This window comes from Pseudomonas sp. IC_126, assembly GCF_004331835.1.
Taxonomy (GTDB): Bacteria; Pseudomonadota; Gammaproteobacteria; order Pseudomonadales; family Pseudomonadaceae; genus Stutzerimonas.
This window is the reverse complement of sequence record NZ_SJSS01000002.1, coordinates 606,802-621,416: the sequence shown is the minus strand read 5'-3', so window position 1 is coordinate 621,416 and position 14,615 is coordinate 606,802. Positions and strand designations below refer to the sequence as shown.

16 protein-coding genes are annotated in these 14,615 nt (G+C 60.5%); 9 read left to right on the top strand and 7 right to left on the bottom strand.

Going from position 1 to position 14,615, the window contains the following annotated elements; all coding sequences use genetic code 11:
• Positions 1 to 10: 10 nt before the first annotated feature.
• The 5 genes from E0D86_RS08270 to pilG form a co-directional block, all read right to left on the bottom strand.
• Positions 11 to 877 (bottom strand): CheR family methyltransferase, encoded by an 867-nt coding sequence (locus E0D86_RS08270; protein WP_131649531.1) that lies wholly within the window; start codon positions 875 to 877, stop codon positions 11 to 13.
• 59 nt (positions 878 to 936) lie between these two features.
• On the bottom strand, positions 937 to 2,985 hold the full coding sequence (locus tag E0D86_RS08265; RefSeq protein WP_131649530.1) for a methyl-accepting chemotaxis protein: 2,049 nt from the start codon (positions 2,983 to 2,985) through the stop codon (positions 937 to 939).
• A gap of 79 nt (positions 2,986 to 3,064) precedes the next feature.
• Positions 3,065 to 3,601: a chemotaxis protein CheW gene (locus tag E0D86_RS08260; protein WP_131649529.1), complete on the bottom strand. Its 537-nt coding sequence runs from the start codon at positions 3,599 to 3,601 to the stop codon at positions 3,065 to 3,067.
• 38 nt (positions 3,602 to 3,639) lie between these two features.
• On the bottom strand, positions 3,640 to 4,005 hold the full coding sequence (pilH, locus tag E0D86_RS08255; protein ID WP_021206021.1) for a twitching motility response regulator PilH: 366 nt from the start codon (positions 4,003 to 4,005) through the stop codon (positions 3,640 to 3,642).
• 43 nt (positions 4,006 to 4,048) lie between these two features.
• A complete protein-coding gene (pilG, locus tag E0D86_RS08250; protein ID WP_131649528.1) occupies positions 4,049 to 4,456 on the bottom strand; it encodes a twitching motility response regulator PilG in 408 nt (135 codons plus the stop codon).
• 235 nt (positions 4,457 to 4,691) lie between these two features.
• Between pilG and gshB the strand changes: the two genes are divergently transcribed.
• From gshB to E0D86_RS08215, 7 genes are all read left to right on the top strand, one after another.
• On the top strand, positions 4,692 to 5,642 hold the full coding sequence (gene gshB, locus E0D86_RS08245; protein ID WP_131649527.1) for a glutathione synthase: 951 nt from the start codon (positions 4,692 to 4,694) through the stop codon (positions 5,640 to 5,642).
• Positions 5,643 to 5,801: 159 nt separating this feature from the next.
• Positions 5,802 to 6,701, top strand: coding sequence for an energy transducer TonB (locus E0D86_RS08240; RefSeq protein ID WP_131649526.1), 900 nt, complete (start codon positions 5,802 to 5,804; stop codon positions 6,699 to 6,701).
• A 135-nt stretch (positions 6,702 to 6,836) separates the two neighbouring features.
• Complete coding sequence (locus E0D86_RS08235) at positions 6,837 to 7,406, top strand: YqgE/AlgH family protein (protein ID WP_131649525.1); 570 nt, start codon at positions 6,837 to 6,839, stop codon at positions 7,404 to 7,406.
• On the top strand, positions 7,403 to 7,831 hold the full coding sequence (ruvX, locus tag E0D86_RS08230; protein WP_131649524.1) for a Holliday junction resolvase RuvX: 429 nt from the start codon (positions 7,403 to 7,405) through the stop codon (positions 7,829 to 7,831). The genes E0D86_RS08235 and ruvX overlap by 4 nt, the downstream gene beginning before the upstream one ends.
• A 20-nt stretch (positions 7,832 to 7,851) precedes the next feature.
• Positions 7,852 to 8,364 (top strand): bifunctional pyr operon transcriptional regulator/uracil phosphoribosyltransferase PyrR, encoded by a 513-nt coding sequence (gene pyrR / locus E0D86_RS08225; RefSeq protein WP_131649523.1) that lies wholly within the window; start codon positions 7,852 to 7,854, stop codon positions 8,362 to 8,364.
• An 8-nt stretch (positions 8,365 to 8,372) separates the two neighbouring features.
• Positions 8,373 to 9,389, top strand: a complete 1,017-nt coding sequence (locus E0D86_RS08220; RefSeq protein WP_131649522.1) for an aspartate carbamoyltransferase catalytic subunit — start codon at positions 8,373 to 8,375, stop codon at positions 9,387 to 9,389.
• Positions 9,389 to 10,660 carry a dihydroorotase gene (locus E0D86_RS08215; RefSeq protein WP_131649521.1) on the top strand — a complete coding sequence of 424 codons (1,272 nt, stop codon included), beginning with the start codon at positions 9,389 to 9,391 and terminating at the stop codon, positions 10,658 to 10,660. Before E0D86_RS08220 ends, E0D86_RS08215 begins: the two co-directional genes overlap by 1 nt.
• A 46-nt stretch (positions 10,661 to 10,706) precedes the next feature.
• Here E0D86_RS08215 and E0D86_RS08210 read toward each other — a convergent pair whose 3' ends face one another.
• Positions 10,707 to 11,105, bottom strand: coding sequence for a TM2 domain-containing protein (locus tag E0D86_RS08210; protein WP_131649520.1), 399 nt, complete (start codon positions 11,103 to 11,105; stop codon positions 10,707 to 10,709).
• A gap of 162 nt (positions 11,106 to 11,267) precedes the next feature.
• On the opposite strand from E0D86_RS08210, the gene E0D86_RS08205 reads away from it, so the two are divergent.
• Positions 11,268 to 12,479: a putative DNA modification/repair radical SAM protein gene (locus E0D86_RS08205; RefSeq protein WP_131650024.1), complete on the top strand. Its 1,212-nt coding sequence runs from the start codon at positions 11,268 to 11,270 to the stop codon at positions 12,477 to 12,479.
• A complete protein-coding gene (locus E0D86_RS08200) occupies positions 12,479 to 13,306 on the top strand; it encodes a TIGR03915 family putative DNA repair protein (protein ID WP_131649519.1) in 828 nt (275 codons plus the stop codon). The genes E0D86_RS08205 and E0D86_RS08200 overlap by 1 nt, the downstream gene beginning before the upstream one ends.
• A gap of 130 nt (positions 13,307 to 13,436) precedes the next feature.
• Here the strand turns inward: E0D86_RS08200 and E0D86_RS08195 are convergent, their stop codons facing one another.
• A complete protein-coding gene (locus tag E0D86_RS08195; RefSeq protein ID WP_131649518.1) occupies positions 13,437 to 14,582 on the bottom strand; it encodes a PilT/PilU family type 4a pilus ATPase in 1,146 nt (381 codons plus the stop codon).
• Between the last annotated feature and the right edge of the window lie 33 nt (positions 14,583 to 14,615).

The window sequence follows — 14,615 nt, the reverse complement described above, 5'->3', positions numbered from 1 at the left end:
GCGACTCCGCTCATAAACATTTCCGGGTAAAAGCCAAAACCTGACTATCAGCCACCGGCACCAGCTCCGGGTGCTGCCAGCCGACTACCTCTCCCGCACCGATGACCAGCAACCCTCCCGGCGCCAGGCGCTCGGCCAGACGATTGAGGATTTCGCGGCGGCGCCAGCGACGGAAGTAAATCAACAGGTTCTGACAAAAGATGACGTCCATATTGGACATGGGCGCGCCGGCCAGCTCCAGCACGTTAAGCCTGGCGAAGCACACACGTGCCGCCAAGCCGGGTAACACTTGAAAACGATCATCCGGTAGCAACTGGAAATACCGTTCGCGCAGGTCTGAGGCCAGGTGCTCGAGTCGACGATGACTGTAGAAGCCATCCCGCGACCGTGCCAAGGCGCTGAGGCTGATATCGGTGCCGATCACGCCGTATTGCGCCTCGTCACCGCTGCGTGTCAGCGCCTCGGCAGCACAGATCGCCAACGAGTAAGTTTCCTCACCGCTTGCACAACCTACGCTCCATAACGACCAGGGCTGCGCATCGTTGCGCACGTCACAGCGTTGCTGCATGTAGCGCGAAAGCAGCGCAAACGAAGGCGGGTGGCGAAAGAAGCGGGTTTCCTGCACCGTCAGGCGGTCCATCAGGGACGACCACTCCACCGCACCCCGTGGGCCATCGGTAACCTGACGATAGTAGCTGGCGTAATCAGCCACACCGACTTCGCGCATACGGCTGCTCAGGTTCGCTTGCAGGAATGCTCGTCGTTGCTCCGTGACCACCATGCCGGAGCGTTCTTCGAGCAACGCCTGCCAATCATGGAACTCCGCTGACGACATATCGGCCAAGGGTCTCAGTGACCAGTCAACGCTTGGCTGCATGCCCTGCCCCTCACTCATGAACGTTCACGACAGCCGTCATCCGGCTGCCGTGTTCTCAATCAGGCCTGTTCCTGTGTTTCCGGCAAGGTAAAGCCGGAAACCGAATGCCGCATTTCGTTGGCCATCTTTGCGAGATTACCAATGCTCTTCGCGGTCGCGGTGGTGCCCGACGAGGTTTGCGAGGTGATTTCCTGGATGACGTTCATGGTGTTGGAAATATGACCGGCCGAAGACGCCTGCTGGCGAGCGGCATTGGAAATATTCTGGATGAGTGCCGCGAGGCTCCTGGATACCTTCTCGATCTCCTCCAGCGCGACACCGGCGTCCTGTGCCAGGCGAGCGCCTCGTACCACTTCGGAGGTCGTCTGCTCCATGGAGATAACGGCTTCGTTGGTGTCGGTCTGAATGGTCTTGACCAGCGCTTCGATCTGCTTGGTTGCAGCGGATGAACGCTCAGCAAGACGCTGTACTTCGTCCGCAACCACCGCGAAGCCTCGACCCGCGTCGCCGGCCATGGACGCCTGGATGGCGGCGTTAAGTGCGAGGATGTTGGTCTGGTCGGCAATGTCGTTGATCAGACTTACGATGTCACCGATCTCCTGGGAGGACTCACCGAGACGTTTGATCCGCTTGGAGGTGTCCTGAATCTGCTCACGGATGTTATCCATGCCGGTGATGGTGTTGTGAACGACCTCGTTACCCTTGTTGGCAATAGCTACCGAGCGCTCCGCTACCGCGGACGACTCGGCGGCGTTAGCCGAGACCTGGTCAATCGAGACGGCCATTTCGTTGATGGCCGCCGAGGCCCCGGCGATTTCCTGGGCCTGATGCTCGGACGCCTCGGCCAGGTGCATCGCGGTCGCCTGGGTCTCCTGCGCCGCACCCGACACCTGAACGGCTGTCTGGTTGATTGTCTCGACCAGATCACGCAGCTGGTCAATGGAGTAGTTGATCGAGTCGGCGATGGCGCCGGTAAAGTCTTCGGTAACCGTAGCGGCCACCGTAAGGTCACCGTCAGCCAAGTCGCCGATTTCGTCGAGCAGACGCAGAATCGCGGTCTGGTTACGCTCGTTCTTTTCCGCTGTCTCAGTCAGACGACGGCGCGTTTCCTGCACCATGACCAGACCGATCAGCAGAATCGACGCAAGGGCCAGCGCACCGAGAACATAACCGGCGAGCGTATTGACGTAACGGGCGTCAGCACGCTCTTGTAGGCCCTGAGTCAGCACGGAAGTCTTTTCAAGCAGCGTCTGCGAAACCTCGAAAATGCTGTTCGACGATTCGCGTACCTGGAACAGTTCAGGTGAGGTTTCGAGGATCTCGTCCACCGAGCCGGAAACGAACTGAAACAGCTCGGAAATCGCGGCCAGGCGATCCAGCGCTTCGACATCGTTGACGCGGGTGATGCCCATGGCTTCATTGCCTTCGAGCATCGCCGTGAGTACACGACCGAACAGGCTGGCATCACGACCGAACATGTCGGCGGCCTGAACCGAGTCCTGGTCGCCGGACAGCACCTTGTTCACCGAGCCCAGAATACGTTCCGCAAGCAGCGACTGGCGCTGAGCAACCGAAACCTGAGCCGCCGGCGCACCACTCTCGAGAAGAATGTCGACGACCTCTTCGTACTCAACCTGCAGCTGCGGGATGGTTTCGGCGAGGGTCGCGGCGACCTGATGCAGCGACAGCACGGTTTGTTCGCTGGCGAGGATCGCGTCGGTGTTCTGCCGCAACGTATCCCAGTCCTGCTGTACCGTGGCCACTTCTGCCTGGAGCGACTGCGGAACGGCGGGTAGGCCGATACGGTCGTCACCTTCGGACAGATAACCCCAGCGCTGGCTGAAGTCGTTTCGTGCGTCTTTCAGCGAGGCGAACGCTTCCGGCGTACCGGCGGCCGCTTCCACCGCGTTCTTCGCGATGCGCTGAGACAGAACTCGCAGCTCACCTGCGTGTCCTATGTATTCGTTGTCATAGTCGGCCTGGGTATTGATGTACGCGAAGTTCACGAACAACAGCACCATCGATACGATCAGAAGGATAAACAGCCCGGCGATCAACGTATTGCTACGCACCCCTGCCAGCAATGCTTTTGCGTTCATTTTTTTCATTTTTTCCGGCCCCCGCCTGGACCACCCGTACGTTTCCTTCCAAGAACCAAAAGGCCGGCATCAGCCGACCCCACCTAAATCAATACGCCACGTCCAGAAATGTCTGGTGCGCGGCAAGCGCGTGCGGACTGAAGACCAGCCAGGGCTGCTCACGCTGAAAGACACCATGAATGAAGGGCTGAATCGACGCCTCGACCGGGGGCAATTGCTCGGAGAAGGCATCTACCGGGAAATATTGCATGCCGAACACTTCATCGACCGTCAGTCCCGCAAACACTTCCCGGTGATCGACCACCAGCACGCGCCGCTGTTTGCGCAGCGCCGACAATTCCAGGCCGAAATAACCGCACAGATCCATGATCGGCAATAGCCTGCCGCGCACGTTCGCCACACCCTTGACCCAGGTTTTCACACCGGGCAGCAAGGTATAGCGTGGCTCATGGAGTATTTCGCCGACCTCTCCCATCGGAGCAACGAACAGTCGCCCCCCCATCCGAAAACCGATACCAGCCCAGGTCTGAATGGCTTCCTGCTGCGAAGGCAGTCCGGCGGCCATTGCGCGACAACGAGCATCAATCTCTAGGAGTCGCTGAAACGGCGTAGGCGTATCCGACATTACTGGCAACATCCCTTGTTCGAATTGCAAACCGCCGACTAACCGGCGAGTACCGCGTTCAGGGTCTTCAGCAGTGTCGCTTCATCTACCGGTTTGGTCAGATAATCCTTGGCGCCTTGACGCTTGCCCCAGACCTTATCGGTTTCCTGATCCTTGGTCGTCACAATGATCACCGGAATGTGACTGGTTTCAGCATCTTTGGTCAGTTGGCGAGTAGCCTGAAAGCCATTCAGGCCAGGCATGACGATGTCCATCAGAACCGCATCGGGTTTTTCCTGACGAGCGAGCGCTACGCCATCGGCGCCGTTTTCGGCCTTCAGAACGACATGACCATGCTTCTCCAGCATGGCCGTCAACTTGTACATCTCGGTCGGCGAGTCATCAACAATCAGAACGCGAGCCATGATTTCTCCACGGAAAGGCTTCAGCGGCACACAGGGCCGAACTTCAGGATACTTGCTCTATCGGTGCGAAATCAGGCACGTGAGCCTTGATAGCACCGAGCAACTCTTCTTTGCTGAAAGGCTTGGTGAGGTATTGGTCCGACCCCACAATCCGCCCTTTGGCCTTGTCGAACAGGCCATCTTTGGAAGACAGCATGATTACCGGCGTGGACTTGAACGAACTGTTGTTCTTGATCAGCGCGCAAGTCTGATAACCATCAAGCCGAGGCATCATGATATCGACGAAAATGATGCGTGGGCGGCTATCCGCTATCTTGGCGAGCGCATCGAAGCCATCCACCGCCGTGATCACATCACAACCTACTTTCTTCAGCAGCGTTTCGGCGGTGCGACGAATCGTTTTCGAATCGTCGATCACCATGACCTTCAAGCCCTCGGAGTGCTGTTCCATTTCGCCCTACCATCGCCTCGGTGAGTCGTAGTTTATCGTTATGTCAGTGCGCTAGAGGCCCTGCCATCGATGGGCTGCACCCAATCGCCGGACCTTTTTAGCACACTCCTCAAATGCAAGCCATCCGCCACCGTAGCAGCGGGATTTTCCTTGACCCAACGCACATCCACCGCCAATCTGCGTCGACATTTCAGCCTCGGCAGCCCTGTTCTGCCCCCTCGTTGGAGATCATCACATGACTGTTCGCGTCGGGATCATCATGGACCCAATCGCGCAGATCGCATTCAAGAAGGACAGCTCCCTGGCCATGCTGCTGGCAGCCCAGGCTCGCAGCTGGACGATCTACTATATGGAGCAGCGCGACTTGTACCAGCTAGGCGGCGAAGCGCGCGCCCGCATGCGTCCGCTCAAGGCCTTCAACGATCCCCAGCACTGGTACGAAACCGGCGACGAGCTTGACATCCCTCTCGCTGAACTCGACGTCATCCTGATGCGCAAAGACCCGCCTTTCAACAGCGAGTACGTATACGCGACCTACCTGCTGGAACTCGCTGAACAAGCCGGCACGCTGGTAGTGAACCGACCGCAGAGCCTGCGTGATTGCAACGAGAAGTTCTTCGCTACCCAATTCCCGCAATGCACGCCGCCGACGCTTGTCAGTCGACGGTCCGACATTCTGCGGGAGTTTGCCCGCGAGCAGCGTGACATCATTCTCAAACCACTGGATGAAATGGGCGGCGCCTCGATTTTCCGTCACCGCGAAGGCGACCCCAACCTCTCGGTGATCCTCGAAGTGCTGACTGAACACGGCAACCGCCAGATCATGGCGCAGCGCTACATCCCGGCCATCAAGGACGGCGACAAGCGAATTCTGATGATCGATGGCGAGCCGGTGCCCTACTGTCTGGCTCGCATTCCGGCAGCCGGCGAAACCCGCGGCAATCTCGCCGCTGGCGGGCGCGGCGTCGCACAACCGCTATCCGACCGCGACCGGGAGATCGCAGCCATCGTCGGGCCAGAGCTGCGCAAGCGCGGGCTGCTGTTCGTCGGGCTGGACGTGATCGGTGACTTCCTTACTGAAATCAACATCACCAGCCCAACCTGCATTCGCGAGATCGACAATGCGTTCGACACCCGTATCGGGGAACGCCTGATGGACGCGATCGCCGGAAAGCTGAAGCGCTAAAAGTTGGAAACTGGAAATGCAGGGGCTGCCAGCTCTTTCCTTCCAGCTTCAAGCTTCTAACCGCTTTTCTATGACCGAGCTATCAGCTTTGAGTTTGAAGCTTGCGGCCTCAAGCTCAAAGTCGGCAGACTGCGCGCACCTCTAGCCGACCGACATTCGATGAACGCCGCTACACGCCAACCCCTCCCTGCCAACACCGGCGTTCGTCCGGCGGATCGTCTCGGCTTCACGATATTTCTCGCAGCCGTACTGCACGCAGCCTTGATCCTTGGCCTTGGCTTCTCCCTGAGCGAACCGAAGCAGATCAGCAAGTCGCTGGAAATCACCCTCTCCACCTTCAAAAGCGAAGAAAAACCCAAGGACGCGGATTTCCTGGCTCAAGATAACCAACAGGGCAGCGGCACCCTGGAACACAAGGCATCTCCGAAAACGACCGAGCAGGCGCCGTTCCAGGACAACCAGGTGCGCAAGGTCACGCCGGCCGCCTCGCCGCCACCAAGCAACCGGAGCGAGGCACCGGAAAAGACCGCCGTATCAACGCGCGCGCCGCAGCCGGACAAGACCCCGACCAAGCCGCAGAAGAACGAGCCGCAACCGCAGGCACAGCCGGCACCGGTCTTTGACAGCTCGCAACTGAGCGCTGAAATCGCCAGCCTCGAGGCAGAGCTCGCCCAGCAGGTCGAGCAATATGCCAAACGGCCGCGCGTCAGCCGCCAGAACAGCGCGGCCACCATGCGTGACATCAGCGCCTGGTATCGCGATGAATGGCGCAAAAAAGTCGAGCGCATCGGCAATCTCAACTACCCCGACGAAGCGCGTCGTCAAAGGATCTACGGTAGTTTGCGCATGCTGGTGGTGGTTGACCGCAACGGTACCGTGCAGGAGCTTCGGGTGCTTGAGTCGTCGGGGCAGGCGGTGCTCGACGAGGCCGCCATGCGCATCGTCAGGCTCGCAGCACCGTTCGCGCCCTTCTCGGGAGAGCTCGCGCAGAAATTCGATCAGGTGGAAATTATCAGAACCTGGCGTTTCGAGCGCGGCGACCGCCTGTCGAGCCAATAAGCCGCAAGCGGCCAGGAGTAGCGACTGGCCCCGAACGGCTGCCAGGCTTCCGCTTTACCTGAAGCTCGCCGCTTGAAGCTTATCGCTGCTTTTTGAAGCTTGAAGCCGCCGCGTCGAAGCCCGAAACTAGCCCGCATGAAAAACGCCAAGACGTCCTATCTCAAGCATCATTTCCTGATTGCCATGCCGCACATGGCGGACCCTAATTTTGCCCAGGCATTGATCTATCTGGTGGAGCACAATCGGGACGGCGCGATGGGCCTCATCATCAATCGCCCAAGCGGATTGAACCTGCTCGACATACTGGAACAGTTGCGCCCGGATGAGCCCGCCGACCCTGCGAGCCAACAGGTAACGGTCTTCTCAGGCGGGCCGGTACAAACTGATAGAGGCTTCGTGCTGCATCCGGCCGATGCTCAGTTTCAAGCTACGCTCGGCCTCGGTCAGCTAGGGGTCACCACCTCCCAGGACGTGCTCTTCTCCATAGCCGACGGTTACGGCCCCAAACAGCATTTCATCGCCCTCGGCTACGCAGGTTGGGAGCCAGGCCAGCTGGAGGCTGAGCTGATCGACAATGCCTGGCTGAGCTGTCCGGCACAACCACACATTCTCTTCGACCTGCCTTACGATCAGCGCCTGAATGCAGCCGCCGCATCGCTGGGTGTCGACCTCGGCCTGCTTAGCACACAGGTGGGCCACGCATGAGCACCCTGCGTCTGTTGCTGGGTTTCGATTACGGTACTAAACAGATCGGCGTCGCGGTCGGCCAGGCCGTTACCGGCCAGGCGCGCGAACTCTGCGTGCTCAAGGCGCAGAATGGCGTGCCCAACTGGTCGCAGATCGAGGCGTTGCTGCGCGAGTGGCAGCCGGACGCGCTGGTGGTGGGCCTGCCGCTGAACATGGATGGCAGCCCCAGCGAAATGAGCGATCGTGCGGAAAAGTTCGCCCGGCGCCTCAATGGCCGCTTCAATCTGCCAGTGCATACCCACGACGAGCGCCTGACGACTTACGAAGCCAAAGGCGAACGCCTGCGCAACGGACAGCAAGGCGGTTATCGCGAGCGTCCTGTCGACGCCCTGGCCGCGGCGCTTTTGCTCGAAGGCTGGCTGGCCGCGCAGCAAACCGCCTGAGCCGCCATCAAGGAGAACCCATGACATTGCCGAACCCCGATCAGCTACTGCCCGAAATGGCCGCAGCGCTGGATCGACACCTCACCAGGCACGGCATAACCGAGCCCCATTTCATCGGCATCCACACTGGCGGCGTCTGGGTTGCTCAGGCGCTTCTAGACCTGCGCGGCCAGCAGGAAGCGCTCGGCGTGCTGGACGTCTCTTTTTATCGCGACGATTTCACCCAGAACGGTCTGCATCCGCAGGTTCGCCCATCGGCGCTGCCATTCGAGATCGAAGGCCAGCACTTGGTGCTGATCGATGACGTGCTGATGAGCGGCCGCACCATTCGCGCCGCGCTCAACGAGCTGTTCGACTACGGCCGGCCCGCCAGCGTCAGCCTGGTTTGCCTGCTGGATCTCGACGCCCGCGAATTGCCTATCCGGCCAGATGTGGTTGGCGCGACGCTATTCTTGGCGCCCGATCAACGGATCAAGCTGCTCGGTCCGTCGCCGCTCGCTCTTGAGCTACAGACCCTCGTTTCCGCCCAATGAGATCTTCGATGACGCCTCTCGACGCCAAGCGCCCGCTACAGCTGAACGATAACGGTCAACTGCGCCATTTTCTGTCGCTGGACGGCCTACCGCGCGAACTGCTGACTGAAATACTCGACACGGCCGACTCCTTTCTCGAAGTCGGCGCCAGGGCGGTCAAGAAGGTTCCGCTGCTGCGCGGCAAGACCGTCTGCAATGTGTTTTTCGAAAACTCCACGCGCACACGCACCACCTTCGAACTGGCGGCCAAACGCCTGTCCGCGGACGTGATCACGCTGAACGTCTCGACCTCGTCGACCAGCAAGGGCGAAACCCTCACCGACACCCTGCGTAATCTTGAAGCCATGGCGGCCGACATGTTCGTCGTGCGCCATGCGGATTCAGGCGCGGCGCACTTCATCGCCGAGCACGTCTGCCCGGATGTTGCGGTCATCAATGGCGGTGACGGGCGCCACGCGCACCCGACCCAGGGCATGCTCGACATGCTCACCATCCGTCGACACAAGGGCGACTTCGAAAAACTCTCCGTAGCGATCGTCGGGGACATCCTGCATTCGCGCGTCGCTCGCTCGAACATGCTGGCATTGAAGACCTTGGGCTGCCCAGACATCCGCGTGATCGGCCCGAAAACCTTACTTCCGGTGGGGCTGGAGCAATACGGCGTCAGCGTTCATCACGACATGAACGAAGGGCTGCGCGACGTCGACGTGGTGGTCATGCTGCGCCTGCAACGCGAGCGCATGCAGGGCGGCCTGCTGCCCAGCGAGGGCGAGTTCTACCGGCTCTACGGGTTGACCACGCAACGCATGGCGCTGGCCAAACCGGACGCCATCGTCATGCATCCGGGGCCGATCAATCGCGGCGTGGAAATCGAATCGGCGGTAGCCGACGGTGCCCAGTCGGTGATTCTCAATCAGGTGACCTACGGCATCGCTATCCGCATGGCGGTACTGTCCATGGCGATGAGCGGCCAAACCGCGCAACGCCAGCTCGAAAACGAATATGCCGCCGAGGAGCAGAACTGATGCCAACCCAGATCCTCGGTGCTCGGCTGATCGACCCTGCCAGCGGTCGCGATGAAATCACCGATATCTACTGTACAGACGGCAAGATCGCTGCCATCGGCCAGGCGCCGGCAGGCTTCGAAGCCGCACATACGATCGACGCCCAAGGGCTGGTAGCCGCCCCCGGCCTCGTCGACCTGTCCGTCGCCCTACGGGAGCCGGGTTACAGCCGTAAGGGGAGCATTGCCAACGAGACACTCGCGGCCACCGCCGGCGGCATCACCAGCCTGTGCTGTCCGCCCGCAACCAAACCGGTATTGGACACCGCCGCCGTGGCCGAGCTTATTCTCGATCGGGCGCGCGAGTCCGGCCACGCCAAGGTCTTTCCGATTGGCGCCCTGACCCGCAACCTGGCCGGCGAACAGCTATCGGAACTGGTCGCGCTGCGCGATGCAGGCTGCGTGGCCTTCGGCAACGGGCTGACCAACTTCACCAGCAATCGCAACCTCAGCCGCGCGCTGGAATATGCGGCGACCTTCGACCTCACCGTCATCATCCATTCCCAGGACAGCGACCTGGCCGAAGGTGGACTGGCGCATGAAGGCCCCAGCGCGGCATTTCTCGGCCTGGCCGGCATCCCCGAAACGGCGGAAACCATTGCGCTGGCCCGCAACCTGTTGCTGGTGGAGCAGTCCGGCGTACGCGCCCACTTCAGCCAGCTCACCACCGCTCGCGGCGCACAGATGATTGCCGATGCCCAGGCGCGCGGCCTGCCGGTCACCGCCGATGTGGCGATGTATCAGTTGATCCTGACCGATGAAGCGTTGCATGGTTTTTCCAGCCTGTACCATGTCCAGCCGCCATTGCGCAGCACGGCCGATCGTGACGGCCTGCGCGAAGCGGTCAGGTCCGGCGTGATCTCAGCCATTTCCAGTCATCACCAACCCCATGAAATAGATGCCAAGCAGGCCCCATTCGGCGAAACCGAGCCCGGCATCAGCAGTGCGGACATCCTTCTGCCACTGGCGCTGACATTGGTGGAAGACGGCCTGCTGGACCTGCCGACTCTGCTCGCCCGCCTGAGCCACGGCCCGGCTAGCGCCCTGCGGCTACCCGCTGGACGCCTGGCTGTCGGCGAGGCAGCGGACCTAGTGCTGTTCGATCCGCACAGCTCGACCCTCGCGGGCGAGGTCTGGTATTCGAAAGGCCGCAACTGCCCCTTCATCGGCCACTGCCTGCCGGGCGCGGTGCGCTACACCCTTGTCGACGGCAGGGTCAGCTATCAGATCTGAAGCCTGAAATCGGAGGCTCGACTTTTTTGTCCAGCCTCCGGTGCGCTTATCGATTCTTTTCTACGTTACGCACCGAGACCTGATCATTCAGCGTCCAGAAATCGTAGAGCACGCCGAGGAAGAACAATCCGCCCGTGCACAGGTAGATGATCCCTGTGATCCATTTGCCCTGATACATCCGGTGCACGCCGAAAACGCCGAGAAAGGTCAGCAGGATCCAGGCAATCGTGTAATCGATCGGTCCCGGCTGAAAGCGCATGTCGGCCTCGCGGTCCATCGAGGGAATCAGGAACAGGTCGATGATCCAGCCGATGAAGAACAGGCCGAGCGTGAAGAACCAGATGGTTCCGGTGACCGGCTTGCCGTAATAGAAGCGGTGGGAACCGAGAAAACCGAATATCCACAGGAGATAGCCGATCAGGGTGCTATGAGTGTTCTGCCGCATCTGAGCCTCGCTGTCTGTTTAGCAGGCCATTGAAGCACCTGCGTTGGCATTGCATGTCGAGCTTATCCGATTCGCTGCACTCGAACCTTCTGCCGAGCGGAGGTTGCCGGATGAAGCGGTCGTGATACTGTATGCACGAACAGTATATTGACGCTCCTTATCATGCAATTGATCGACAAACTCAGCGTTCTGGCTGACGCCGCGAAATACGACGTGTCATGCGCCAGCAGCGGCGCGCCAAAACGCAGCTCGAAAGGCCGCAGCGGGCTTGGCGCCACCGATGGCATGGGCATCTGTCACAGCTTCACCCCCGATGGCCGCTGCGTAGCCTTGCTGAAGATCCTACTGACCAATTTCTGCCTGTACGACTGCCAGTACTGCGTGAACCGCCGTTCCAGCGATGTGCCGCGCGCGCGCTTCACCCCGGAAGAGGTGGTGACGCTGACACTGGATTTCTATCGCCGCAACTGCATCAGCGGCCTGTTCTTGAGCTCCGGCATCATTCGCTCGGCCGACTACACCATGGAGCAGCTGAACCGCGTGGCCAAACTGCTACGCGAAGAACACGAGTTTCGCGGCTACATCCACTTGAAGACCATCCCGGACGCCGATCCGCTGCTGATCGCCGAGGCTGGCCGCTACGCCGACCGGCTCAGCGTCAATATCGAACTTCCTACCGAAAGCAGCCTGATCCGTCTGGCACCGGAAAAACAGGTCGTCTCCATCAAACAGGCGATGCATTCGATCCATCAGGGCGAGACCGAAGCGCAAGCAGAAAAGCGCGCACCGCGCTTCGCCCCGGCCGGGCAAAGCACGCAGATGATCGTCGGCGCCGACGCCACCGACGACAGCACGATTCTCCACACGGCTCAGTCGCTATATGGCGACTTCCGCCTGCGGCGCGTCTATTACTCGGCATTCAGTCCGATTCCGCACAGCCCCAAGACCGTGCCGTTCGAAGCGCCGCCGCTACTGCGCGAACATCGACTGTATCAGGCCGACTTTCTCATGCGCGGTTATGGCTTCCGGGCCGGCGAGCTACTCGCTGGCCCAGGCAATCTGCCGCTGGACATCGACCCCAAGCTCGCGTGGGCGCTGTCCAACCGCGAGCACTTTCCGGTCGATCTGAACCGCGCCGAGCCGTCGCTGATCGCACGTATCCCCGGTATCGGAATACTCAGCGCCAAACGTCTGGTCGCCCTGCGACGGCAAAAACGCATCCGGTTCGAAGATCTGACGCGGCTGCGCTGCTCGCTGGAAAAGGCCAAACCCTTCGTCATCACTCAGGACTACCGGCCGCCGCTGGCCTACCGCGAGTCCGCAGCCTTGCGCCAGCAGCTCAGCGAAGGCCCCCAGCAGATGGCGCTGTGGTGATGCTCCAGGTGCGTTTCGACGGCAGCTTCGATGGCTGGCGCGCCGCTGCCCGCGCCCTGCTTGGCTCGGGCGTCGCACCTCATGACGCCGAATGGCTGAGCGGCGATGCACCAGGCAGTCTGTTCGACTGTTGCGATGCCTCCCCCGAGCCGATCGAGCCCTCACTGCCCATCAAAATTCCGCGGCAATTACTAGATGAGCTGGAAAGCGCCGCCCGCTTTCGCAGCGCCGACCGCTGGAGTCTGCTATATCGCATTCTCTGGCGGGTCGCCAAAGGCGATCAGACAGCCAGGCTCGCCGGCGATGTCGATGGCAGCGAGCTGCATGCGCGGATCAAGGCGGTACGCCGTGAAGCCCACCATATGCATGCCTTTCTCCGCTTCAGTCCACTGAATAGAGAAGGCGTTCCGGACTACGTAGCCTGGTTCGAACCCGCACATGACATTCTGCCCAGCGCGGCGCCGCATTTCGCCGAACGCATGGGCCTGCATTCTTGGCTGATCGCAACGCCTGATGATGCGGTGTTATGGGACGGCCAGAACATGCACTACGCCAGCCCCTGCCCGCCTCACTGGCGGCAGCTGGCGCAAGAGGTACAAGATACCGGCGCCGAGCTGTGGAAGACATATTACGAAAGCACCTTCAACCCCGCGCGGCTGAATCGCGAGGTGATGCAGAGCAATTTGCCGGTGCGCTTCTGGAAGAACCTGCCGGAGGGGCCGCTGATTCCGCTCTTGATGAGCCGCGCCCGCGCCGGTGCGCAACGCGACGGTCAGGCCGAACGTGTTGCCAGCCAGCCGGGCAAGCGTATCGGCCCGCAAAACTAGCTGCGTTGCCAATACATCGTTAAAACAGCCTCGGTTGCGAGCCCAGTCAGACTCGCATTTAGACCACTCCGCGTCTTCGGCTGTTTTGCCTCGTCTTGCCTGCCTCGCTTACGTTTTTGCAACGATTTTTTTAGCGGAAGCTGCGCCCCGGATCGTCGTCGCTGACCTCTAATGTCAGCCCCTGGGAGACGCTACTCAGGTGCTCACCGTCGGTTTCCGAGCCCAGCTTGATCATCAGGCGCAGGTCGTTGGACGAATCGGCATGCAGCAAGGCGTCTTCGTAGGTGATTTCACCTTGCACGTAGAGGTTGTATAGCGCCTGGTCGAAAGTCTGCATGCCAAGGTCGGTCGAGCGTTTCATCAGCGACTTGAGTTCATGGACTTCGCCCTTGCGGATCAGATCGGCGGCCAGCGGGGTGTTGATCAGCACTTCGATGACCGCGCGGCGTCCCTTGCCATCGGGCGTCGGGATCAATTGCTGAGCGACGATGGCTTTCAGGTTCAGCGACAGATCCATCCAGACCTGCTGCTGCCGGTCGGCGGGGAAGAAGTTGATGATCCGGTCCAGCGCCTGGTTGGCGTTGTTGGCGTGCAAGGTCGCCAGGCAAAGGTGCCCGGTCTCGGCGAACGCGACCGCGTAGTCCATGGTCTCGCGGGTCCGCACCTCACCGATGAGAATCACATCGGGCGCCTGTCGCAGGGTGTTCTTCAGCGCTACATCGAAGGAATCGGTGTCGATGCCGACTTCACGCTGGGTGACGATACAGCTCTGATGCTGATGGATGAACTCGATAGGGTCTTCGATGGAGATGATGTGCCCGCTGGAATTCTTGTTGCGGTAACCGATCATTGCCGCCAACGAGGTCGACTTGCCGGTACCGGTCGCACCGACGAACAGCACCAGCCCGCGCTTGGTCATGGCCAGCTTCTTCAGTACGTCCGGCAGTTTGAGATCTTCGAGCGTCGGGATATTGGTCTCGATGCGCCGCAGCACCATGCCGGCGAGATTGCGCTGGTAAAACGCACTGACACGAAAACGGCCGATGCCCCGCGCGCTGATCGCGAAGTTGCACTCGTGGTTTTCGGCGAACTCCCGGCGCTGTTGCTCGTTCATGACCGCGTGGACGGTTTCGCGAGTCATCTCCGGCGACATCGGCGTTTTGTTCACCGACATGATCTTGCCGTTGACCTTCATCGACGGCGGCACACCAGCGGTAATGAACAGATCGGAGCCGCCCTTTTCCACCATCAGGCGCAACAGTTTCTCGAATTCCATCATCGTTCTCGTAGTCTGGCGAAGCCGCGTTGA